Genomic DNA, 23,469 nt, shown 5'->3' on the forward strand with positions numbered 1-23,469 from the left:
GGGGCCACGACGGACAGGTAGGAACCCGGTGAGCGACCACCATCATCACCACCACCACGATCACTCCGGCCCGATCGCGATCGGCGACACCGCCGCGCGCGTCGTGGTCGGGCTGCTCGCCGTCATCGGCGTGATCACTGTCATCGCCACGATCTGGCTGTGGCCGAGCCGTCAGCACGTCGAGATTCCGCTGCCGATGCAGAACGCGGGCGGCGGCGCGGTGGTGACCGAGGCGGGCACGGTCATCGCGCAGGACGTCGGTCCGTGCGGCAGCCCGTCCATCGGCAAGGTGTTCGCCGACAAGCCCGAGCCGCCGCGCACCAACGCCTACACCTGCCAGCGCAGCCTTATCACCATCGACTCCGGTCCGCACGAGGGCAACAAGACGCTGCTCGAAATCGCGCCGGGCCCAGGGCAACCCGATCTGCGCGCCGGTGACGAGATCCGGCTGGTCCGGCAGACCGATCCGAACGGCACCCCGCTGTACTCCTTCGAGGACTACTCGCGCGGGCTGCCGCTGACGCTGATCGCGCTCGCCTTCGTGGTGGTGATCATCGTGGTGGCGCGCTGGCGCGGTGTGCGCGCGCTGATCGGTCTGGGGTTCGCTTTCGCGGTGCTGGTGATGTTCCTGCTGCCCGCGCTGCTGGACGGCAAGCCCGCGATTCCGGTCGCGTTGACGGCCGGGTCGCTGATTCTCTACGCCGTGCTGTATCTCGCGCACGGCGTCAACCTGCGCACCAGTTCCGCGCTGCTCGGCACGCTCTCGGCGATGCTGCTCGCCGCGGGGCTGTCCTGGCTTGTGATCGAGATGACCCATCTCACCGGTCTGTCCGAGGAGCAGAACACCAACGTCGCCACCTATATCGAGCACGTCAGCATCACGGGCCTGCTGCTCGCGGGCTTCATCATCGGTTCGCTCGGTGTGCTCAACGACGTCACCATCACCCAGGCCTCGGCCGCCTTCGAGTTGGCCGCCCTGGACGAATCCGCCTCGCGTCGGGAGGTTTTCGCCGCCGCCATGCGGGTCGGCCGAGACCACATCGCCAGCACCGTCTACACCCTCGTGCTCGCCTACGCCGGTGGTGCGCTGCCGCTGCTGTTGCTGTTCAGCGTCGCGGGCCGCTCGATCCGCGACGTGCTCGCCGGCGACGCGGTCGCCATCGAGATCGCGCGATCCTCGGTCGGTGGTATCGCGCTGGCCCTTTCGGTGCCGCTGACCACCGGTATCGCGGCGCTGCTCGCGCGGCCGTTCGGGCACAAGAAGGTGGCCGCGCCCGCGCCTCGGCACGGGCGGCACTCGCGGGGGTGAGGGCTGGCGCTGTTCAGCCCGGCGGGGGCGGTGGGGGCGGAAAGGGGAAGACCTCGGGCGGGATGGTCGGCACCACGATCGGGGGGAGGCCGGGGACGACGAAGGTGTTCGGACCCTGGGTGGGCGGCGGGGTCGTGGTCGTCTGACGGCGCGGGGGCGGGGCGGCGACCGATTCCTCGGTCTCCGTCGTGGTGGCCGGTGCGACCGCGATCTGTGGATCGAGGGTGGTGGTGCGCGGCACGCCGCTCGGCGAGACCGACGTCGAGCCCTCGCTGCTCCGCGAATCCCGTTCCAGCACTTGAGGTCCGTAGCCCAGGCCCAGTCCGATCGCGGCGACGACGGCCAACGCGCTGACGGTCAGCACGGCGCCGTTCAATTCGCGCTTCTCGTGGCGGCGCGGGTTGGCGGCGAGCCAGTCCTCGGCGAGACCGTCGATATCGTCGACGTCGTCCGGCTGCGGTCTACCCTTCGGGCGCTTCGGGCGGCGCTTGGGCGGCGCGGACAGCCAGGCCGGTGAGAGATCCTCGTCGTGGTAGCCGCCCGTGGGCGCCTGGCTCGGGGCGGGACTCGGCGCACCGACCGGGGCCGCGGGCCGGACCGGTCTCGCGAGCAGCGCCGCACCGCGCGCGACCACCGTCTCCGGGCTCTCCGGCACGATGACCGGCACGCCCATCCAACGCTCGAGCACCTTGCCGATCAGCGGAATCCTGGCGCAACCGCCGATCGCGAGCACACCGTGCACCGGACGATCGGAACGCACGATCACATCCCGCGCCATCCGCGCCGACGACTCGATGGCCAGCATGATCAGCGATTCGAAGTTCTCCTGCGCGAGCAGCACCAGTCCCTGCTCGCTGGGCAGCGCGACCGCGGTATTGCTGGACAGCTGTTCCTTGGCCTCCCGGCACAGCGCGTCCAGCGCGGCGAGGCCCGCCGGGTCCTGCGGGTGCGCGATGCGGCCCGAGGCGATCTGCTGTTCGCGGATCAGCGAATCCAGGTAGTCGCCGCTGATGTCGCTGGTGCGCTCGCTGTGCCTGACCTCCCTGGTCTGGGTGTCGACCACGCTCACCGAGAGTCCGGTGCTACCGAGGTCGTAGACCACCAACGACGAGATGCCGCGGATATCGCCGGTGGCCTGGGCGAATTCGAGCGCGGCGAAGACCTCGGGCACCAGCTCGTAGTTGGTGATCTGCTGGCGCGCCATGGCGGCGCGGACCGCCCTGGCCTGCTGTTCGCTGCGATAGGCGAACGCGGTCGCGCCGATCTGGTGGGTCGCCAGCGTGACGCCGACCGCCTCCGCGGCGAGTTCTTCCGCGTGGTGCTGGGTCACCGGGATGGTCTGCAGGTCGAAGGCGTCGGGAGTGACGTGCCCGGGGGGATTACCGGCGTGCGGTCGCGCCATACGGACAGCGCCGGCCCCCACCGAAACCCCCAGTACCGAACTCATCAGCTGCCCATCTCGTTTCACGCTTCACGACAAAGCGAGCCCGCGTCGCCAAGGACGCGACCCGCTCCCGGGACCCTACCGGCGGCGCTCAGTCGCACACGAGGCAGGCAGGATCGGGAAATCCGGCGCGGCCTCGCCAGGCAACTCTACGGTGTGCCGAGTCCGGCGTACACCCATCCCGCCTCTCTCCAGGTGGCACGATTGAGACAGTTGCGACCGTCGATGATCGACCTGCCGCGCACCACCCGATCCAGATCTCGCGGACGCAGCGCCGTGAACTCGTCCCACTCGGTGAGCACGAGCACCACGTCGGCGCGGTCGCACGCCTCGGCCACCGAGGTCGCGTAGTTCAGGGTGGGGAAGACCCGGCGCGAATTCTCCAGTGCCTTAGGGTCGTACACCGTCACCACCGCGCCGTGCAGTTGGATCATGCCCGCGACGTTCAGCGCGGGGGAGTCGCGCACGTCGTCGGATTCCGGTTTGAAGGCCGCGCCGAGCACCGCGACGTTCGCGCCGAGCAGCGAACCGCCGCAAGCTTTCGCGGCCATGTCCACCACTTTGGTGCGACGGCGCATGTTGATGTTGTCGACCTCGCGCAGGAAGGCGACCGCGTGGTCCGCGCCGAGCTCGCCGGAGCGCGCCATGAAGGCTCGAATGTCCTTGGGCAGACAGCCGCCACCGAACCCCAAGCCCGCGTTGAGGAATCGGCGACCGATGCGCGCGTCGTAGCCGAGCGCGTCGGCGAGCACGGTGACATCGGCGCCGGTCGCCTCGCAGACTTCCGAGACAGCGTTGATGAACGAGATCTTCGTCGCCAGAAAGGCATTCGCGGAGACCTTCACCAATTCCGCGGTGGCCGAATCGGTCAGCAGGAAGGGGACCTCGGCCGCGATGAGATCGGCGTAGATCTCGCGCACCAGGTCCTCGACCCAGGCGGCGTTGTCCCTGGCGCGGTCGACGCCGAGCACTAGGCGGTCGGGGCGCAGCGTGTCCTGCACCGCGAAACCCTCACGCAGGAACTCCGGATTCCACGCCACTTCGACGTCGGTGCTCGCCAGCTCCCGGGCCCGCGCGCCGAGCGCGGCGGCCGTGCCCACCGGAACGGTCGACTTGCCGATCAGCACCGAGGGCCGCTCCAGCAGCGGGGCGAGCGTATCCACCACGGCGTGCACGTATTTCAGGTCGGCGGCGTACTCGCCCTTCTTCTGCGGCGTGCCGACGCCGAGGAAGTGCACGTCGGCGTGCGCGGCCGCCTCCGGATAGGACGTGGTGAACCTGAGTCTGCCCGCGTCGAGATTCCGGCGCAGCACCTCCTCGAGGCCGGGTTCGTAGAACGGCACCACGCCGTCGGACAGCTTCGCCACCTTGCCCGGATCGACGTCCACCCCGATCACGTCGTGCCCGAGTTCGGCCATGCAGGCGGCGTGCGTGGCCCCCAGGTACCCGGTTCCGAAGACTGTGCATCGCATGATCGATTGGTAAGCCCCCACGGTGGCCGCGCCACGTCAGTGAGGCAAGGGTCACGGCAACAGCAGGTGTACAGGTGGCAACAGCCTCCGCTCGGCGGCGGTGACCTGCGGTGATGCGGTGCCGATACGATCGAAGGCGTGCGACGACGTTCGGTGACCCGTGCCGTGATCGGTCTCGTCGCGGTGCTCGTCGTCGCTGTCGTCGCGCTCTGGCCGGTCTATGTCCGGCCGCGCACCGATCCGCCCGCGCCGGCCGACGCGATCCTGGTGCTCGGCGGCGCGCACGATGGCCGCGAGCAGCTCGGCCTGCGCCTGGCCGCGGCGGGTTACGCGCCACGGGTGCTGTTCTCCGACCCCTACGAGTACAGCGCGCGGATGAACCGCATCTGTCACGGCGGCTACCGCTTCGACGTCATCTGCTTCGATCCGTCCCCGCGCACCACCCGCGGTGAGGGACGCGAGCTCGCTCGCCGCGCGCGCGCCGAAGGATGGCGCCGCGTCATCGTCGTCACCTTCACCCCGCACATCTCCCGCGCCCGGTTCATTCTCGAAAAGTGTTGGGACGGTGAGCTTCTCTTCGTCGATCCGGAACCGGATCTTTCGGCGCTCCGGTGGGCGTACGACTATGTCTACCAATCCGCCGGGTACACAAAGGCTTTCTTCGAGAACTGCTGATTCTGCTCCGAGCAGACTGTGGGCAAATTTGTAGGTAGTAGTTCCTACAAAACCCACGTGCGCTTGCCGCCCGGGGTGCAATATGTCTGCACGCACGACGACTCCTGTCGGGGGGAGCCGCCTTCGGGCCACCAGAGGTCGCGCGACCGACTACGAGCAGGGGATACATCCATGGCTTACCCGACGCAGCAACCGCACGGGAATTTCGGTCCTCAGGGTAGCGGGCCGTATGGGCCGCCCAAGAAAGGAGTACCGGGGTGGATCTGGGTCGCAGCGGTTTTCGGGGCGATTCTGTTCGTGGGATTGATCGGAACCGCGCTCGGCGGCGGCGAGCGAGAGAAGTCGGTCGAGCCCGCTGCTGCTCCCGTCGCCGCCGTGCCGACATCCGCCGCGCGGGTGCCGGTCGCGGCCGTGCCCACGTCCGAGGCGGTTCGACCGACCAGCACGCAGAGGACCACTGCCGTGGCCGCGCCCGCGGTGCAAGTGCCGATGCCCAACGTCGTCTGCATGAATCTGCAGGCGGCGCAGGACGCTATTCAGGCTGCGGGCGTCTTCTACTCGCGGTCGACGGACGCCACCGGCGCGGGCCGGATGCAGATCATGGACCGGAATTGGATCGTCATCGGCCAGAATCCGGCGCCGGGTGTGTTGATTGGCGAAGGGGATGCGGTGCTGTCCGTCGTGAAGTACGGCGAGACGAGAACCTGCGGCTGAAAGCGCTCTGCCGGGCGGAGGGTTCCGCCTCGAACCACCGGAAGAGACCCCGTAGGTTCTGCGCCGACGCCCGACATCGTCTGGAAATTCACGAAGACGATCTTTCTGCCGCGGCCAGGGACCGGACCTACGTGTCTAAACTGAGGGCAAGGTGCTTCAGTTTGATTTCCCGGCGGCGGGCGTCCTACATTGGGGACATGTTGGCCGTTGGCCAATAGTGGTGCACCGTGGCATACCCCGCCGGGAGGACAGATGGATTACGACTGGTCAGCGGCCGATCTGGCCTTTCGGGACGAGGTACGGGGTTTTCTCGACGCGAAGCTGACGCCGGAGTTGCGGCGGGCCGGGCGGCTGGCGACTAGCGTCTATCCGGACCACGAGGCCAGCATGGAGTGGCAGCGGATCCTGCACGAGCGCGGATGGGCGGCGCCGCACTGGCCGGTGGAGCACGGCGGGTGCGGCTGGAGCCTGACCCAGCACTACATCTTCAGCCGGGAATCGACGCTCGCCGGCGCGCCGACGCTGTCGCCGATGGGCATCAGGATGGTCGCGCCCGCCATCATCGCCTTCGGTACCCCGGAGCAGAAGGCCTTCTACCTGCCGCGCATCCTGACCGGCGAGATCTTCTTCTGCCAGGGCTATTCGGAGCCGGAAGCGGGCTCGGACCTGGCCTCGCTCAGCATGGCGGCGATCGACGACGGCGACGATTTCGTCTGCACCGGAAGCAAGATCTGGACCACCCACGCCACCGAGGCCAACTGGATCTTCTGCCTGGTGCGCACCTCGCGCACGGGCAAGAAGCAGCAGGGCATCACCTTCCTGCTCATCGACATGAACACCCCGGGCATCGAGATCCGGCCGCTGGTGATGACTTCCGGCGAGCAGGTGCAGAACCAGGTGTTCTTCGACAACGTCCGGGTGCCCAAGAGCAATGTGCTCGGCCGCGTCGACGACGGCTGGACGGTGGCGAAATACCTGCTCGTGCACGAGCGCGGCGGCGCGGCGGCGCCGATGCTGCAGGTCATGGGTCAGGAGCTGGCCGAGGCGGCGGCGCGGCAGCCGGGCCCGGACGGGAATCCGCTCATCGACGATCCCGGCTTCGCTCTGCGCTTGGCGGACGTCAGGATTCGCACCGATGTGCTGGAAGTGCTGGAGTATCGGACCATTTCGGCGATGGGGCAGGGCAAGGACCCCGGTCCCGCCTCGTCGATGCTGAAAATCCTGGCGACCGAGCTGAGTCAGCAGCTGACCGAACTCGCGCTGGACGGCGCGGGCCCCGTCGGTCGCGTTTACCAGCCGCATGCCACCGCACCGGGCGGCCCGATCGCCGAATTCGCGCCGCCCGCAGACGGTTACCACAGCGGCGCGGACTGGCAGGCGGTCGCGCCGCTGCGCTACTTCAACGACCGCGCCGGATCGATCTACGCCGGTAGCAACGAGATTCAGCGAAACATCCTCGCCAAAGCAGCATTGGGGCTCTGATGGACTTCACACTCACCGAGGAGCAGCAGCTGCTGCGTGACGCGGTCGCCGGATTCCTCGGCGTCCGCTACGACCTGGAGAAGAGCAGGGCCGCCGCCAAATCCGCGCAGGGCTGGCAGCCCGCCGTCTGGCGCGGATTCGCCGAGGAGCTCGGGATTCTCGGCGCGACGCTGCCCGAGCGGGTCGACGGAATGGGCGGTGGCCCTGCCGAATTGATGGTCATCGCCGAGGAATTGGGTCGCGCGCTGGTCGTCGAGCCGTTCGTCGACACCGTTGTGGTCGGCGCCGGTCTGTTGGAGCGATCCGGAAGCGCGCGGGCGGACGAAGCGCTGCGCGGGATCGTCGCGGGCGATGTGCGCACCGCGTTCGCGTCGCTGGAACCGACTTCCGGTCCGACGCTGCACGACGTCAGCACCGTCGCGCGCCGAGACGGCGACTCGTGGGTGCTCGACGGAGCCAAATGCGTGGTGACCAGCGCGCCGCTCGCTACCCATCTGCTCGTCACCGCGCGCACTGCGGGTGAGCGGCGCGATCGCGCCGGAATCTCCCTGTTCCTCACCGAATTCGATGCGGCGCATCCGCCCGCCGGAGTCGAGGTGCACTCCTACCGCACCATCGACGATCGTGTCGGATCCGACCTCGTCTTCACCGGGTTCCGGCTCCCCGCCGACGCGCTGCTCGGCGCCGAAGGCGCGGCGTGGGACGCGATCGAACCGACGGTGGACGTCGCGATCGCCGCGATCTGCGCCGAAGCCGTCGGCTGTCTGCGCAAAGTGCTGGGCGACACCGTCGAATACGCCGAGCAGCGCCAGCAATTCGGCGTGCCGATCGGCAGTTTCCAGGCCCTGCAACACCGCATGGTCGACATGTACATGGAACTGGAGCAGTCCATCGCCGCGGCCCACCTAGCCACCCACGCCCTCTCCGCCGCCCCCGCCGACCGCGCCCGCGCTCTCTCCGCCGCCAAAGTCACCATCGGCCGCGCCGCCCGCTTCATCGGCCAGAACGCCGTCCAACTGCACGGCGCCATGGGCATGACCGAAGAACTCGCCATCGGCCACTATTTCAAACGCCTCACCGCCCTGGAACGCGAATTCGGCACCACCGACCACCACCGCGCCCGCTACGCGCGGCTGACAAGGCCGTCAGCGCTATCCGAGTGACATCAGAACTAGTTCTGACATACTTGTCGCATGGGTGCGACAGCTACATGGTCGGAGTTCCTACGTGACCCGAATCGGGTCATCGAGGCGATGGAGGAGAACGGGGATGTGACCCTCGTTCGTCGTTCCGCACCGCCAGTACGGCTATCGGATGCGGCCGAGGCCGCCGCGACCCAGGAGACGCTCGGCGCGCTGACCCAACTTCTCGCCCTGGCGATGGACGACGAGCTGCTGGACCGGCTCGTCGACCGGCTCACCATCGCGTTCCCGTGGATCGAGTTGTTGCCCGAGAACCAGCGGCCGGAGTTCGTCGCGGACTTCCTGAACAACGCCCGTGGCGGTCTTTCGGTCGGCCGCCTCTCGGGGCTCAGCGCGACGCTCGCCGCATGGCGCGACACCGCAGCCGCCTACGCGGACCCCCGCATCCGCGTCGACGCCTCCGACCTCGATTACCTGGACGAACCGGTCCCGGTACCGAACCCCGAGGGCGACGAGTGAGCAAGCGACGGGATGTCACTAGGCCACTGAAACGCACCGAATACGAGATCGTCTTCGTCACCAGCGAAGCGCAGAAAGGCTGGACAGACTGCCTCGCCGCGGCGCGCAACGCGATGGTCGACGCCTGGGACCTGCTGACCCGCGCACCCGAGGTCCGGTCGGCGAGGTTGTACCCGTTGAAGGGCGAGCTGCGCTACGGCGGCTACCAGGGCCAAACCTACGAGCGCTACCAATACAAATTCAGCGACGGCGGACGGCTCTGGTACTTCGTCGAACACGCGCCGAAAGGCAGCCGAACCGCGGGCCGCGTGCTGCTCGAGCGCTGCCTCCCCGGGCATCCCAAGGAGACGGAGTAGGGCGCAGAGCGCGATCGTCAGCCGCACCCGAAAGCGCTCGGCCCGGGTTCCGATCGAACCCGGGCCGAGCGCTGTGTTCAGTTGGGGACCGTGTCAGTTCTTGCGGCCCGGGGCCTTCGCGCCCGACTTGAAGCCGAGGCCGCCTGGCTTGGCGGTCGGCGGTGCGACGGCGGCGCCGTTGCCGGAGGTGCCGTTGGTGGGCTGTTCCGGTGCGGGCTGCGGGGTTTCGGCCGGGGCTTCCGCGGCCGGGGCCGGTTCGGCAGCAGCCGGTTCGGCGGGGGCCGGGGTCGCGGCGGCGCCGGGGGCCTTGGGCCCGGGGCGCTTGAAGCCGGACTTCATGGCGAGGCCCTTGGCCGGGACGGTCGGCTTGGTCTCGGAGGGAGCCGAAGCCGAAGCCGGTGCCGCGGCAGGGGTTTCCGCAGCGGGCTCCGCGGGCGCGGCGGGGGCCGCGGCCTTCGCGCCGGGCGCCTTCGCGGCACCCTTCATCGCCAGACCCTTGCCACCGGGCGCCTTGGCCGCACCCTTCATGCCCAGACCCTTGACGGGCGGGGCCGCGGGCGCTTCCGTGGCGGGAGCTTCAGCGGCCTCCGCAGCCGGAGCCGCCTTCGCACCGGGAGCCTTGGCGGCGCCCTTCATGCCAAGGCCTTTGCCGGGAGCCTTGGCCGGACCCTTCATGGCCAGGCCCTTGACGGGCGCGGCGGGAGCGGTCGAAGCCTCGGCGGCCGGAGCGTCCGCGGCCGGAGCCGCTTCGGCCTTCGCACCCGGCGCCTTGGCGGCGCCCTTCATACCTAGGCCCTTGCCGGGAGCCTTGGCCGGACCCTTCATGGCCAGACCCTTGGCGGGCGCGGCTGCTTCCGCGGCCGGAGCCGCTTCGGCCTTCGCACCCGGCGCCTTGGCGGCACCCTTCATGCCCAGACCACCGGGCGCCTTCGCGGGGCCCTTCATGGCCAGGCCGCCACCGGTCGGCGCCGCCTTGGCGGGCGCCGGGGTCTCGGTCGCCACGGCGACGGGCTCCGGTTCCGGCTCGGGCTCCGGCTCGGCCTTGGGCTCCTGGATGACGGTCAGGTTCGCGGTCAGCGTGGCGGGCTCGACGCGCTCGATGGCGTCCAGCATCAGCTGGGCCACGTCGACGACCTCGACGCCTTCGCCTTCGCCCTTCTCCTGACGCGCGGTGACACCGTCGTTCAGCATCACGCGGCAGAAGGGGCAACCGGTCGCGATCTTGCCCGGCCCGGAGCCGTTCGACGCCGCGAGGGTCGACAGACCCTCGTCCACCCGGTCGACGTTGATGCGCTTGCCGAGCTGCTCCTCCATCCACATGCGCGCGCCACCGGCGCCACAGCACATGGAGCGCTCGCCGTGCCGCGGCATTTCGACCAGGGTCGAGCCGGAGGCTTCCATCAGCTCACGCGGCGCGTTGTAGACCTTGTTGTGCCGGCCCAGGTAGCAGGGATCGTGGTAGGTCACGTTCTGCGTCACCGAGGCGACCGGGATCAGCTTCTTCTGCCGCACCAGGCGGTTCAGCAGCTGGGTGTGGTGCACGACCTCGTAGGTGCCGCCGACCTGTGGGTACTCGTTGTTGAGCGCGTTGAAGCAGTGCGCACAGGTGACGACGATCTTCTTCTTGCGGTCCTCGACGCCCTCGAACACCGAGTTCAGCAGCTCGATGTTCTGCGCCGCCAGCTGCTGGAACAGGAACTCGTTGCCCGCGCGACGGGCCGAGTCACCGGTGCAGGTCTCCTCCTGGCCGAGCACCATGAACTTCACGCCCGCGGTGGCGAGCAGCTCGGCGACGGCCTTGGTGGTCTTCTTGGCGCGGTCCTCGTAGGCGCCAGCGCAACCCACCCAGAACAGGTACTCGTAGCCGTCGAAGCTGTCCGCGTCCTGGCCGAAGACCGGGATCTGGAAGTCGACCTCGTTGATCCAGTTCAGGCGGTCCTTGGCGTTCTGGCCCCAGGGGTTGCCCTTGTTCTCCAGGTTCTTGAACAGACCCGCCAGCTCGGAGGGGAACTCCGACTCGATGAGCACCTGGTAGCGGCGCATGTCGATGATGTGGTCGACGTGCTCGATATCCACCGGGCACTGCTCGACGCACGCGCCACAGGTGGTGCAGCTCCACAGCACCTCGGGGTCGATGATGCCGTTGACGTCCTCGCCGCCGACCAGCGGACGCTCGGCCTCGGCCTTGGCCGCTTCCGAGATCTTGGCCAGCGCGGCCTCGTTCGGCTTGCCTTCGGCGTCGACTAGGCCGACCTCGTCGCCGCCCATGTCCTTGCGGCCACCAGCCAGCAGGTACGGCGCCTTGGCGTAGGTGTGGTCGCGCAGCGACATGATCAGCAGCTTCGGCGACAGCGGCTTACCGGTGTTCCACGCGGGGCACTGCGACTGGCAGCGACCGCACTCGGTGCAGGTGGTGAAGTCGAGAATGCCCTTCCAGGAGAAGTCCTCGATCCGGCCCGCGCCGAGGGTGTCGGTGTCGGGGTCGACGTTCTCCATGTCGAGGACCTTGCCGTTGGAGATCATCGGCTTGGCCGCGCCGAGGGCGACGCCGCCGTCGTCCTCGCGCTTGAAGTAGATGTTCGGGAAGGCCGAGAAGCGGTGCCAGGCCACGCCCCAGGTGATGTTGCGGCCGACCAGGTAGAGGAAGGCCATACCCGACATCAGCTTGATGAACGCGAAGATCGACACAAGGGTCGGGCTCGCGGGCAGCAGCTTGGCGACCTGCATGGTGAAGAAGTCGGTCGCGGCGTTGGAGTGGTGATAGGTCGCGATCTTGCCGGCCTTCACGAAGATCATGCCGAGGCCCTCGAGCAGGACGATCGCCTCGATGACGTAGGCCGGTGCGAACTTCGAGCCGCTGAAGCGGGACAGGCGCTCGGGCAGGCGCGGGTGGTTCAGCTGCCGGATGATGATCAGCGTGCCGATGCCGACCACGGTGCCGATGCCGAGGATCTCGTCCCACAGGTGGTAGATCGCCGTGTCGCCGATGATCGGCCAGTGGAACTCGGGGTCGAAGGTCTGACCGTACGCCTCGAACCACAACATGGCGCCGCCCATGAAGCCGATCATGACGAGCCAGTGCGCCCAGCCGACGGTGCGGAACTTGTTCATCCGCGTATGCGCGAGGAACTCGATCAGCATCTGCTTGAAGCGCGGGAAGAACGGTCGCCACCGATCCGGCGCGCCCTGTCCGACCATGATGGTGCGAGCGATGTTCCTGACGCCGCCGAAGAACGACGCCCAGCACAGCAGACTGAGCGTCGCCCCAATCGTGCCCAGCGTCACTGTCAGGGCATTCATGTCGCGACCTTTCTTTGAGGCAACACGAGCGTTCTGGTGCGGCAGGCCTGCAGCACCGGTTGGCTCGTATCGTAACCGCCAGTAAGTTACCCACCGGTAACTTCTGGTGTCTATCGTACGATCGGTATTTGAGGCGTAACCCTGCTTACTGGGGCTTGACCTGAAATTTACCTGTGATCAATCTCACATGAACTCTTGGTGGTTCGTTGTGAGACCGGCCGGTCACCACCGTAAACGCCGAGCAAGTCGTCCTATTCGGTAAGGACAGGCTTACTCGGCGTGTTTTGTTATCGATCTCGCTTCTGGGCGTTCGTTCGATTACGCTCACGTGCGTTCTGTTTGCTACGCCTTCGTCACACCGCTCGGGGAGAATCCGAAGGGGCCGACCGCCTTTCGGGTTGAATGAGCGCTCTCGCGTGTGTAAGCGCGGCGCGCGGACAACGACACCTGATGGATTGGAAACTGAATTGAATCTCCGCAGAACCACCGCGGCTGCCGCGCTGGTCGTCGGCGCGATGACCATCGGTATGGGTACTGCTCACGCCGAACCTGCCGCACCCGCACCGGCCGAGGGCATCGACTACTCGGTCAAGCTTGTGGACAAGACGGTGGTGACGACGCTCAAGGGGGGGACCTTCGAGCTCGCCAAGTCGTCCGAGGACGTCCAGGAAAATGACCTCTACCTGGTCAAGGACGATGCGGGCAACACCGTGCTCGAGCTGCCGCTCGCCTTCAAGGTCGCCGACATCGCGGTGCCGGTGAAGCCGGAGGTCAAGAACGACGGCAAGGTCCTCGAGCTGACTCCGGACCAGACCGCGATCCCCGCCGACAAGAAGGCGGCCACGAAGGTCGACGCGGTGAGCTTGGCCGTCAAGCCGGTTGCCTCTCCGATGGAAAACCAGCGTGCGCAGAACGAGTTCGCCAGCCAGTTCGGCATCGCGACGGCGGTCGGCGGCTTCCTCGGCACCGCGATCGGTGTGGTTGCCGGTGGTCTGATCGGCACGGCGGTCGGCATCGTCCAGTGCGCCACGATTATCGGCTGCATCGCGGCGATTCCGACTATCGCCGCCTTCGCCGGTATCGGAGGCATCCTGGGCACCATCGCGCTCGGCGGTCCGGCTCTGGCCCTCGCGGGTATGGACCTGATCAACACCCTCCAGGCTCCGGAAGGCACCACCAAGTGGGCCGACAAGCCGAAGGCCGGTCAGTCCGCGAACTGACCCGGCTCCGAACAGCCGACCGGCCCGTTCCCTTCGGGGAGCGGGCCGGTTTTCGTTTGCGCGGGTAGGTCTGCCACAGCGCACCAACGCCCCAGGCTCAGCGCCGCGAGCGGCAGCGCTTCAGTGGCTCAGCCGGGCAACTCCAGCGAGCCGTGGAAAGTGACCGCCCCCAACCGAACCCCCCTCTCACCGTAGGACCGCTCCGCCGTCTCGAACGTGCCGTTCTCGCGCACCAGCAGCACCGTGCTGGCCCTGGTGCCGTGCACCTCGTTGGCGATGAACCGTGCCGACAACCCCCGCTCCATCTCCAGCGGGACGCCCGTGTGCGGCAACTCGTCGTCGGGGGCCTCCGTGCGATCGGAGAGGACGTCGAAATACCGGTCCACCGCACCGGGATCGGATTCCACCACCTTGCGCAGCTCGGTCAGGCCGTCCCGCACCTTGGGCCAGATTCGCTGCGGCGCCTCCAGTTCGGCGCCGGGCACCGCCTCCGCCGATGTGACAAAAGTGCCGTTGGACAGCCCGTGGAAGCCGGGAGCGAGCGGTTGCGGAGGATTCGCGCTGCGGTTCGAATGCCACCACAGCGCAGCGAGATCCGAGACGACGAGGTTGTAGCCGTTGTAGTCGTCGGGCGCCGCGGCGACCTCGCGAACGTACTTTTCCGGGCTGGGGAATTCGCCGCAGGGATGCCGGTCGTCGCCGCCGCGCAGGAAATCCATCAGCAGCGCGCCGCGTGAACGAGCGCCGATCCGTGCGTCATTCGGATTTCGGACGTTGGTCACCGCGGCGAAGCGATTGTGTGCGCCCGCCACGGTCGTGCCGAGCCAGGTGCCGGGCGGATCGCCCTCGGCCCTGCCGACCGCGCCCGTGTCCCGGCCCGCGAGCAGTCCGGGCACCTCCGGCCACCACCGCATGGATTCGGTAGGCCTGAGGTAGAACTCGTCCCGGTTGGCGGCCACGATCAACCGGTAGTCCGGGTGTGCGCGCCAGCCGATCAACACCAAACACATTGGTCCAGAATGCCGGAACACCCGCCGCCCGGTCATCGGAAAGGGCAGCGAAAACCGGTGCTGGAAACAGTAAAAAGGCGTACCTTCGCCTTCGCTGCGGCCGTGCGCGGTCGAACGACACCGCCAACGACGAAGGCCGCCGACGCGAACGTCGACGGCCTTCCGTGGACCCCGAAGGTCAGTTGGTGCGGATGCGCAGCCCCGGGTTGTCCGAGAGGACCACGCTGACCGGCTGCGCGAACAGCTGCGGCGTGTTGCCGGTGAGCGCGCCGATCAAGTTGGGGATCTCGCAGATCGGGTAGTCGGCCACCGACGACGCGCTGGAGATGCCGAGCGCGAGCCGTCCCGTGACGATCGGGCCGCCGCTGTCGCCGGGCAGGGCGCAGATGTTGGCCGAGAAGCTCTGCGTCAGTTCACGATCGCCGACCTGCACGGTCTGGTCGACGGCGTTGACGATGCCGCAGCTGAATCCGGTGCGCGAACCCGACTTGCAGACGGGGGCGCCGACCACCGGGGTGGCCACACCGTCGACCGCGATCGGCGCGGCGCCGGGCACCCGCACGCTGTTGTTGCTGAAACGGCCGACGAAGGCGTCGTTGATCCGGATGATCGAGTAGTCCTGGTTGCCCAGCACCGACTTCTGGAACACGCCGAGCTGGGCGCCGCGCGTCTCCCGTGGCAGCAGCTCGTGCACGGCCGAGGCGTTGTCGAGGTCGGGGTTGCAGTGGCCCGCCGAGATGTTCACGACGTTGCCCGCCCGGTCGGTGCCGTTGAAACCGAACGAGCAGCGCAGCTGGCTCCCGCCGCCCACCGACGCGTAGCCGTCGCCGCCCGCCAGCGCGGCCTGGTTGTCGCCCTCGGCGATGGCAGTGCCCTGCGGCAGCTGCTCGGCCGCCACCGGCGGCGCGATCACGATGACCCGCGCCGGGTCGACGAAGCTGGGCATCGGCAGACCCGCCTGGTCCACGCGCACCGCGATGCTGTTGTTGACCGTGTCGATCACGACGCCGCGCACCAAGGCGGCGACCGCCTCGGGCTGGCCCTCCAGCCAACGCTCGAACGCGCTCTTCTCGCCACGCAGCGCGGCCTCGCTCTTGGCGACGTTGCGGACCTCGAACCCGGCCGACGCGGCCGCGTTGCGCGCTTCCTCCGCGCCCGGCCCCTGCGCGATCGCGACGACGGCCTTGCCCGCGTCGTCGAGCCAAGCGCCACCGAAGACCTCCGGGTACTGGCGCTGCGCCGACGTGGCGAAGGCCGCGACCTGCTGGCCGAGATCGGCACGGCGCAGGTATTCCTCGGGGGAGATCTTCAGATCACGGGTGACCGCGGCGATGAGGTCCGCGGGCAGGCCCGGGGCGGGTTCCGCGTTCGCCACTGCCGCCGTCGGCCCGAACAGCAAGATCGCCGCCGAGGCGGCGATCACTGATTTCCGGAACCTGGTCTGTCGCGCAGCGGATCGGAACTGACCTATACGTGGCAGGAGCATGACCAGACTATATGGGGTCCGGGCCGGTATTCCCACCCGACCGGGACCCCATTTTTGCCCGAATCGGACTTATCGGCTATCCGGCGTTCGGCCGAGTCCGCACCTGGATGCCGCTGCCGAGCCCGCCGCCCGCCGTCGAGTCGATGTCGGCGAGGATCGCGCGGATGGGAATGCCCAGCGAGGCGGTGCCGCCGTACGGAGCGAGCGCCAGGTTCGCCTCGTTGCAGTCCGGTGCGTCGGCGGCGTTCGAACCGCTGGTGATGCCGAGCGCGAGGGTGCCGGAGACGATCGCGCCGCCACTGTCGCCACCGAGGGTGCAGGCGGAGCTGGCGAAGCCGCGGATCGTCTTGCTCTCGCCGTCGGCGGTGTAGAGCTGCGTCTCGACCCGGTCCGCGACCACGAAACCGCAAGTGAACGTGGACGACTGACCCGACTTGCACACCGGAGCGCCGGTGATCGGGTCGGCGGTGCCGGTGATCGACAGGGTGGTGCCGTTGGCGCCACGCACCGAGGGCTGGTCCATGCCCGCACGGACGGCGCGCTCGTTCAGCTTGATCACCGAGTAGTCCAGCGCGTTCTGCCCGCCCAGCGTCGCCTGCACGAAGGTGCCCAGCTCGGGGCTGTTCGGGAGGTCCTTCAGGTTGGGCAGGTAGACGCCCGCCTCCTGGTTCGGCTTGCCAAGGTTCGGGTCGCAGTGGCCCGCGCTGATGTTGAGCGCGTTGCCCGCGTCGTCGACGCTGTTGAAGCCGAAGGAGCAGACGTCGACGTTGCGCAGCGACGAGTCGTGCAGGGAGCTGGGCGCGCTGATGTAGGTGTCGCCGCCCATCGGCCTGCGCTCGGCCGGGCCGCCGCTGCCCGGAGAGAGGATGACCTTGATGTTGGCGATCAGGGTCGGCAGGTTCAGCACGTGACCCGCGGGAGTGTTCGCGACGCTGAGCACCAGCTGGCTGTTCAGGAAGTCGATGGCGACCGAGTTGATCGCCTCGGACAGCTCGCGCGGCAACGAGGTGATCCACTGGTTGAGCTGCATCAGCGAGCTTTCCAGGCTGTCCGCCGAGACCGGGGCGAGCCGGGTCTGGTAGCCGTCGGCCGCGGCGATGCTGGCGGCATCCGGCGAGGTCACCGCGACGACGGGCTTGCCGTCGGCGCTCATCCACGCGCCCGCGTAGGACTCGGGGCGCTCGGAGCGGAAGTCGCGGGCGTAATCCCTGAGCTGCTGGGCGCGGGCCGCGCGGTCGAGATACTCGGTGGGCGTCATCTTCAGATCGCGCGCGATCGCCTCGACCAGCTCGGCGGGCAGGGTATCCGCGCTGAGCTGTGGCGGTGCGGGTTCCGCCGTCGCCGTGCCGGACAAGGGGGCCAGGAGAACGGTCGCCGCGGCTCCGAGAGAGGCTGCTTTGACCGCGGCGCGACGCGCCACCAACTTGCGCATGAAGTCCCTTCGTCGGCACAGAAGTGCCAGCTAAATCCGTGGGCCGTCGGCGGCGAACCCGTTGGCGCACAGTCCTCGTCCAGCGACACGATTCGCCCGGGAAACGTCGGACGGACCGGTCAGCGCTTCACTCTAGGCCACAAACCGCTTCCGTTCGCTATTAAACGACCTCGAATCAACGGGGCCGATTGTTTCCGGGCGGCTGCCACTGCGGAGTCCACCATTCGTACGGGTTGTCGGAGTCGTACGGGTACCACGGGTTGGTGGGGCGCGTGGTGGTCCGGCGCGGCACGGTGGTGGTCGGCGGCGCGGTGGCGCTCGGCGTGGTGGTCGACTCGGTGGTCGTCGGGGGCGGCGGCGCGGGCTCGGTGGTCGGCTCCGGCTCGGTGGTCTCGGTGACGACCACCGGCGGCTCGGCGACCGGCGGGGCGATCGGCGCGGGCGGTGGCGGGGGCGGGACGACGGTGCTCGAGGTGCCGGACTGGGCGTCGCGCACCTGCGGAACGGCGGGCGATTCGTCGCCGCGGAAGAGCACGGCGACACCGAGGCCGCCGAGCGTCAGGCCGATGAACGCGGCGACCGCGATCAGCACCGTGACGCGGCGACGATCGCCGGATTCGGCTGGCGGGGCTGGTTTTTCGAGCGGCGTCGCCTCGGTGAGCAGCTCGGTCGGCAGCGGCGCCGCGGGCAGCGCCGCCGAATAGGCCTGCATGGTGGGCTCGGGCGCGGGCACCGCGGGGATCACGTCGGTCACCACGGTCGAGTTCTCGGCGGCGCTCGGATCCGGCGGCGTCGCGCCCGCGGGAGTGGCGAGTACCGAGGCCAGTGCGGCCCGTGCCGCGTCGTAGGCGAACGACTTGCCGGGTTCGGCGGTGTCGACCGCGGGCAGATCGGCTTCGCTGACCAACACCACCGACTTCAGGCCCAGGTAGTCCAGCGCCTCGCGCAGCGACTGCACCTGTTGGGCAGGCCAGGCGCCGGGGTGGGTGGCATAGAACTCGGCCGCGCCGCTGAGGTGCTCGGTGGTCAGGTTGATCAGGCAGAACAGGGCGGTGGCGACCAGGTCTTCGGCGCGATACGCCTCACCGTCGTCGACGGAGATACCAGCGGGATTGCCCACCGCGCCGACGAAATCGGTGATGGAGTGCGAGTGGTCCGACGGCGCGTCGCCGCCGAGCACGGTGTCGCCGTCGTCGGACATGTGCAGCACCGACTCCCGGACGACGTAGTGCAGGTCGCCGGAGTCGGTGACGATCGCGGCGGTGCAGTCCGCATCGGCGATCCGCAGGCCCACCCCTGTGGCCATCACATTCCTCGTTTCGACGTCGATCGGCCCGCCCAGAGGCGATCACACGAGCAACGAGCCGTGTCCCATGGCGCGGAGCATTGACAATAACTCCGAGCGAGATCGCGCACCGATCCGACGTCGGATCCGGGCGACGTGATGCTCCACCGTCTTCGCGGAGATGTACAGCCGCGCGCCGATCTCGCGGTAGGTCAGTCCGAGCAGCACCAGTTCGGCGACTTCGCGTTCCCGCTCGCTCAGAATCGCGGTGCCGTCCGCCGGGGCATCCGGCGCGTTCGAGGCGCGCGGCGCGGCGGTCGGCGGGACCGGCTGCTCCTGCGGCTTGGACTCGGCGCGCACCATGCGGGCCAGCTTGAGCAGCGCCGTCGCGGTCGAGGAGTCGGCGGCCGACAGCGCGGCCTCGCTGGCCAGCCGGGCCGCGTCCCAGGTCAGGCCGATCTCGCGCAGCCCGTTGACGGCCACCTCGACCGGTTTCACTTCGACCTGTCCGCGCAGCACGAGCACCCAGGTGCGGCCCGCGTCCACCAGTACGGCCGCGTGCCGGTCACCGGCCTCCGCGGCGGCTTTGAGCAGGCGCGCGTGCGGCAGCAGTTCCGCGGGGCTCTCGTGCGCGATGGCGGCCTGCACGCCGTACCAGTGGAAAGCATTGGCCCAGGCGGGCGGCTGATCGAGGCGGCCGAGCAGGGCGAGTGTCGCGTCGACGAGCGGCGCAATGCGGCGTTCGTCGCGCAGCCGGATGCCCGCGAGCCACAGCTCCCCGATCGGCAGCACGGTGAGCAGGTCGGCGTCGACGTCGTCGAAAAGCGGGTAGGCGGCTTGCCACGCGCGGGTCAGCGCGGCGTGGTCGCCGCCGCGACGGGCCAGGCCGACCGCGACGCCGTGCGCGAGCAGCCGGTCGCGGACGTCGAGCTGGTCCCAGTCGAAGGCGGCGACGGTGTTCGCCGCGGCCTGTTCGTCACCGCCGAGCATGGCCGCCCACGCGGTGAGCACTTGAAGTTGATGGCAGCGCAGCCCGCTGGTGGCGGCCCGGCGCAGCGCGTCACCGGCGCGGCGCGGCTCACCCGTGCTCAGGCACAGCAGAGTCGCGATGGAGACGGCCGTGCACGGCAGGAAACGGTCGACGCCGGAGTCGGCGTGCGCGGCCTGGATGAGCGCGGAAACCGCGGTGGGCGTCGCGCTTCCGTGGTCGACGAGGGTGTTCGAGAGCGCGGTCGCGATGAGTTGGGCGTGCGCGCCCGCCTGGGTGGGCGGCCAGTTGCCCGCCGTGCCGGACAGCTCGCCCGCGGCATGCACGTTGCCCGCCAGATACAGCACGGTGGCGCCCACCGCCCAGTCCGGCCCCACTCGGTTCGGGCCGAGCCAGCCGTAGAGCTGGGCGGCGCGGCCGATCAGACCGCGGCGAGTCAGGACGCCCGCGCAGATCCGCACGGCGTCGGCGAGTTCGGGTCCGTCGACGCCCGCCCTCGCCAGCACGGGTTCGGCCAGCCGCATGGCGGTCTCACCGTCGCCGGTGCGGGCGGCGGCCTCGGCCCAGCGCAGCGCGATCTGATTCGCATCGGCGCCTGCGGAGGCGGCGGCGGCGTAGTAACGAACGGCCTCGCGTCCGGCGGTTTCGGCTGCGGTGCAGAGGAATTCGGCGAGCCGAGGGTCGCGGACGCCGGATTCGGCGAGCAGTAGCGCGGTATGGTCGCGCAGCAGGCCCGCGTCCAGGCGTGCGGTGAGCAGCCTGCGCTGTACCGCGACGAACCTGCGGTCGCCGAGCATGGTGCGCAGCGGAGCGACCGCGGGGGCCAGCAAGAGATCGGCGTCGGTCACCAGGGCGGTGGCGCGGGCGCGGTCGATGAGGGACTGAGCGGCAGTGGATTCGACGCCGAGCACCTCGGTGAGTTCGCTGGAATCCAGGCCGGTCCCGGTGGTCGCGACGACCAATGTCTCCAGCAGGTCCGGTTCCAGGTTGTCCAGCTGCGAGCGCGACCAGTCGGCCACCGCCTCGTCCACGACGCGAATCCCGGCGTCCAAGCGCGCCGAGCAGGCCGCGGTGAGCGCCGCGACGACGCCGCCGCGGATGCCGCCGGTCTGCTGATGGATGTGCTGAGCGACGGGCCGCGGCACCATCATGCCCAATTCCCTTGCGAAGGGCAGGATGTCGGCGACGCCGAGTGGTCGCAGGTCGACGATGCGCCCGCGCCGGGCCACCGCCTCGGCGAGGGTGCGCAGCTGCGGGTCGTGCGGGCGCGGCTGCACCGCGATCACCGCCGTGTAGTTGCCGGATTCGACGGCGGCGCAGAGCGTTTGCAGTTCCGTCGCGCCCAAGGTGTGCGCGTTGTCGATGACGAGCGCGGGGCGGGGCGCGTCCGGGTCGACGCTGTCCACGTGGCCGTGGTGCGCGCCGTTCGTCGCCACCGTCGGACCGGGTGCGGCGACGTTGTCCTGCAAGGGGATACCGCGTCCGCGCAGGCGTGTCCGGATGACGGAAAGCAGGGTGGACTTGCCGGTGCCCGAGCGGCCGCGGATCAGGTAGACCGCCGGTTCCTGCTCGGCGCTGTCGAGTTCGCGCAGGATGTCGCGGGCGCTCGGCAGGGTGTCGAACGCCGTGTCAGCCACCGTTCCCCCCGAGGATCTCGCCCGGCGCGCGCAGCACCGTGCCGACCGCGCCGCCCACTCCGTCCACGACCTCACCGAGCGGTTCGGTCAGCACTTCGGTGGGCAGGTCCGGGACCTGGGGTTGTTGGGGCTGCGGCTGCGGTTGCGGCGCAGGGGGATGGGGGCCAGGAGTGGGTTGCGGCGCAGGTTGCGGCGCTGTCTGTTCTCCGGCGGCGGGCTGTCCCGGCGCGGGTTGCCCGGGCGCGGGCTGACTGTTCACCACCGCCACGGTGCTGGAGCCGGGAACCGAGTTCGCCGTCGAACCAGGCTGTGCGGAAACGGGTTTCGGCTGCTGTGGTGTGCCGTTGCCGGAATCGGTGACGGGAGTGTCCGTTACAGGTGCGCCCGTGCCGCCGGGGGCCGCGACTTCGGCGGGTCCCGGCGACGTGGACTGTTCGGCGGTGGGCGAGTTCGCCGGGGACTGCGCGCCGGTGCCGATCGCGACGGTTCCGGTGGCGAGCAGTCCGATGACCAGGGCCGCACCCGCGACGATCGCGGCGCGCTGGCGGCCGGTGAGCCTGCGAATACGGGAAACCGGCAGCGCGTTCTCCTTGCCGCCGGGACGGCTGGACCGCTCGAGGGCGGGCAGCTCCTTGGTCTTCGGCGCGGCGGGGGTCTGGGCGAGCGCCGCGACCGGCGCGGTGTCGATCGCGCTGTCCAGCAGGTCCGCGGCCAGCGCGGCAGCCCCGCGTGCACTGGTGTTGGCGGGCTCGGGCGCGGCGACCAGCGGGAGACCGAACTCGCTCGAGATCAGCTCGCCGACCAACGGAATCGCACCTCCGCCGCCGGTGAGCAGCACCCGGCTGATGTCACCGATGTCGAGTCCGGCGCGGTGCACGGTGTCGCGGATCAGATCGATGGAGGTGAGCAGCGGACCGCGGATCAGTTCTTCCAGCTCGCTGCGGACCAAGCGGATCTGGTCGCCCGCGGGAGAAGTCGGGTCGAGGCGGACGGGGACGACCGTAGCGGTATTTATGGAAAGCTCTTCTTTCGCATTTTTGCAGCGCTCTCGTAATACCGACAATTCACGTTCCACAACCGGGTCGAACGGATCGAAATCATTTCCACGCAATGCGTTAGCCAGCACGTAACGCATGGTCAGCAGATCGAATTCGGAACCGGCGACGTCGGTCGAGCGGAGCGACGCGAGCAGGGCCGTCTGACTACCGGTGCGCACCACCGAGACGGTCGATCCGGTCGCGCCGAGGTCGTAGACCACCAGCGCGCCCTCGCCGAGCGGACCGTGCGCGGCCTCGAGCCACTGCACCGCCGCCGTCGGCTCGGGGACGAGTGTCACTTCGTGCAGGCCCGCGGCGTCCAACGCGGCGCGCTGCACGTCGATCGTGTGCCGCGACCACCACGCCGGATGGCAGGCGACGACGGCGCCGGGCTGTTCCCCTGTGGCATCGGCGATTTCGTCGATGAGACAGGTGACGGCCGTGGCGACCAAGTCCTCCGCCGCGTGCGCGGAACCGTTTTCGGCCAGGATGTCGACCGGATCGCCGACCCGAGCCAGAAACCCTTCCAGCACCGCGTCACTGGAGTGTCTTCCGGTGCGCCCCGCGCCGGACCCGAAGGTAGGCGGGGCGTCCTGGCTCAGACGCAACACACTCGGGTGGCTCACGACGGCGCCGCCCGCCGCGGGGCCTGCCTGGGTGTCGCCGATCTCACCCGTCGTCGCCACGGCGACCGAATTCGACGCCCCGACCTTGATGCCGAGCGCCAGACGCTGTGTCATTGGTGAACCTCGTATGGGGAAACCGTGGGATCCGGTAGTCGCTGCTGTGTTGTTCGATTGTGCGATATAGCCGTGTGATCCGGCCTGCCAGATCTGTCGGTTGCTGGGGGGCCGCCGTTACCGAGGTAGGGGAAAGAGCGGGGAAATGCCCCTAATGGCGGACGCGCCCCTAATGCGTCGCTCTCGTGATTGGTGGGGGTCCGCCCCGTTCCCCCGTAACG

The 23,469-nt window shown here is 69.2% G+C and carries 17 protein-coding genes; 8 read left to right on the forward strand and 9 right to left on the reverse strand.

Features of this window, described 5'->3' with window-relative positions; all coding sequences use genetic code 11:
* The first annotated feature begins 28 nt into the window (after positions 1–28).
* On the forward strand, positions 29–1,309 hold the full coding sequence (locus AB0H49_RS18860; protein ID WP_357253008.1) for a YibE/F family protein: 1,281 nt from the start codon (positions 29–31) through the stop codon (positions 1,307–1,309).
* Between the two features lie 13 nt (positions 1,310–1,322).
* On the opposite strand, the gene AB0H49_RS18865 is transcribed toward AB0H49_RS18860, so the two are convergent.
* Positions 1,323–2,756 (reverse strand): Hsp70 family protein, encoded by a 1,434-nt coding sequence (locus AB0H49_RS18865; RefSeq protein ID WP_357253011.1) that lies wholly within the window; start codon positions 2,754–2,756, stop codon positions 1,323–1,325.
* 146 nt (positions 2,757–2,902) lie between these two features.
* The gene (locus AB0H49_RS18870; RefSeq protein ID WP_357253014.1) at positions 2,903–4,225 is read right to left on the reverse strand and encodes a UDP-glucose/GDP-mannose dehydrogenase family protein; all 1,323 of its coding nucleotides are present in this window, start codon (positions 4,223–4,225) and stop codon (positions 2,903–2,905) included.
* Positions 4,226–4,363: 138 nt separating this feature from the next.
* Here AB0H49_RS18870 and AB0H49_RS18875 point away from each other — a divergent pair, with 138 nt between their 5' ends.
* The 6 genes from AB0H49_RS18875 (at position 4,364) to AB0H49_RS18900 (ending at position 9,113) form a co-directional block, all read left to right on the forward strand.
* The gene (locus tag AB0H49_RS18875; RefSeq protein WP_357253017.1) at positions 4,364–4,900 is read left to right on the forward strand and encodes a YdcF family protein; all 537 of its coding nucleotides are present in this window, start codon (positions 4,364–4,366) and stop codon (positions 4,898–4,900) included.
* A 171-nt stretch (positions 4,901–5,071) separates the two neighbouring features.
* The gene (locus AB0H49_RS18880) at positions 5,072–5,614 is read left to right on the forward strand and encodes a hypothetical protein (RefSeq protein ID WP_357253020.1); all 543 of its coding nucleotides are present in this window, start codon (positions 5,072–5,074) and stop codon (positions 5,612–5,614) included.
* A 252-nt stretch (positions 5,615–5,866) separates the two neighbouring features.
* Positions 5,867–7,096 (forward strand): acyl-CoA dehydrogenase family protein, encoded by a 1,230-nt coding sequence (locus AB0H49_RS18885; protein WP_357253023.1) that lies wholly within the window; start codon positions 5,867–5,869, stop codon positions 7,094–7,096.
* Positions 7,096–8,259: an acyl-CoA dehydrogenase family protein gene (locus AB0H49_RS18890; RefSeq protein ID WP_357253026.1), complete on the forward strand. Its 1,164-nt coding sequence runs from the start codon at positions 7,096–7,098 to the stop codon at positions 8,257–8,259. Before AB0H49_RS18885 ends, AB0H49_RS18890 begins: the two co-directional genes overlap by 1 nt.
* Positions 8,260–8,289: 30 nt before the next feature.
* A complete protein-coding gene (locus AB0H49_RS18895) occupies positions 8,290–8,757 on the forward strand; it encodes a hypothetical protein (protein ID WP_357253029.1) in 468 nt (155 codons plus the stop codon).
* Entirely contained in the window at positions 8,754–9,113 is a 360-nt protein-coding gene (locus AB0H49_RS18900) for a hypothetical protein (RefSeq protein WP_357253032.1), read from the forward strand. Before AB0H49_RS18895 ends, AB0H49_RS18900 begins: the two co-directional genes overlap by 4 nt.
* 93 nt (positions 9,114–9,206) lie before the next feature.
* Here the strand turns inward: AB0H49_RS18900 and AB0H49_RS18905 are convergent, their stop codons facing one another.
* Positions 9,207–12,413, reverse strand: a complete 3,207-nt coding sequence (locus AB0H49_RS18905; RefSeq protein WP_357253035.1) for a (Fe-S)-binding protein — start codon at positions 12,411–12,413, stop codon at positions 9,207–9,209.
* A 467-nt stretch (positions 12,414–12,880) separates the two neighbouring features.
* On the opposite strand from AB0H49_RS18905, the gene AB0H49_RS18910 reads away from it, so the two are divergent.
* Positions 12,881–13,633: a hypothetical protein gene (locus AB0H49_RS18910; RefSeq protein ID WP_357253038.1), complete on the forward strand. Its 753-nt coding sequence runs from the start codon at positions 12,881–12,883 to the stop codon at positions 13,631–13,633.
* 128 nt (positions 13,634–13,761) lie between these two features.
* Here the strand turns inward: AB0H49_RS18910 and AB0H49_RS18915 are convergent, their stop codons facing one another.
* The 6 genes from AB0H49_RS18915 to AB0H49_RS18940 form a co-directional block, all read right to left on the reverse strand.
* Positions 13,762–14,643: an NRDE family protein gene (locus tag AB0H49_RS18915; protein WP_357253041.1), complete on the reverse strand. Its 882-nt coding sequence runs from the start codon at positions 14,641–14,643 to the stop codon at positions 13,762–13,764.
* A gap of 178 nt (positions 14,644–14,821) precedes the next feature.
* Entirely contained in the window at positions 14,822–16,066 is a 1,245-nt protein-coding gene (locus AB0H49_RS18920) for a S1 family peptidase (RefSeq protein ID WP_354998576.1), read from the reverse strand.
* A gap of 139 nt (positions 16,067–16,205) precedes the next feature.
* Complete coding sequence (locus tag AB0H49_RS18925; protein ID WP_354998577.1) at positions 16,206–17,561, reverse strand: S1 family peptidase; 1,356 nt, start codon at positions 17,559–17,561, stop codon at positions 16,206–16,208.
* Positions 17,562–17,736: 175 nt separating this feature from the next.
* Complete coding sequence (locus AB0H49_RS18930; RefSeq protein WP_357253045.1) at positions 17,737–18,867, reverse strand: hypothetical protein; 1,131 nt, start codon at positions 18,865–18,867, stop codon at positions 17,737–17,739.
* 42 nt (positions 18,868–18,909) lie between these two features.
* Complete coding sequence (locus AB0H49_RS18935) at positions 18,910–21,471, reverse strand: LuxR C-terminal-related transcriptional regulator (protein WP_357253047.1); 2,562 nt, start codon at positions 21,469–21,471, stop codon at positions 18,910–18,912.
* Positions 21,464–23,248: an Hsp70 family protein gene (locus tag AB0H49_RS18940; RefSeq protein ID WP_357253050.1), complete on the reverse strand. Its 1,785-nt coding sequence runs from the start codon at positions 23,246–23,248 to the stop codon at positions 21,464–21,466. The genes AB0H49_RS18935 and AB0H49_RS18940 overlap by 8 nt, the downstream gene beginning before the upstream one ends.
* Between the last annotated feature and the right edge of the window lie 221 nt (positions 23,249–23,469).

The organism is Nocardia sp. NPDC050713 (assembly GCF_040654315.1).
Lineage (GTDB): Bacteria > Actinomycetota > Actinomycetes > Mycobacteriales > Mycobacteriaceae > Nocardia.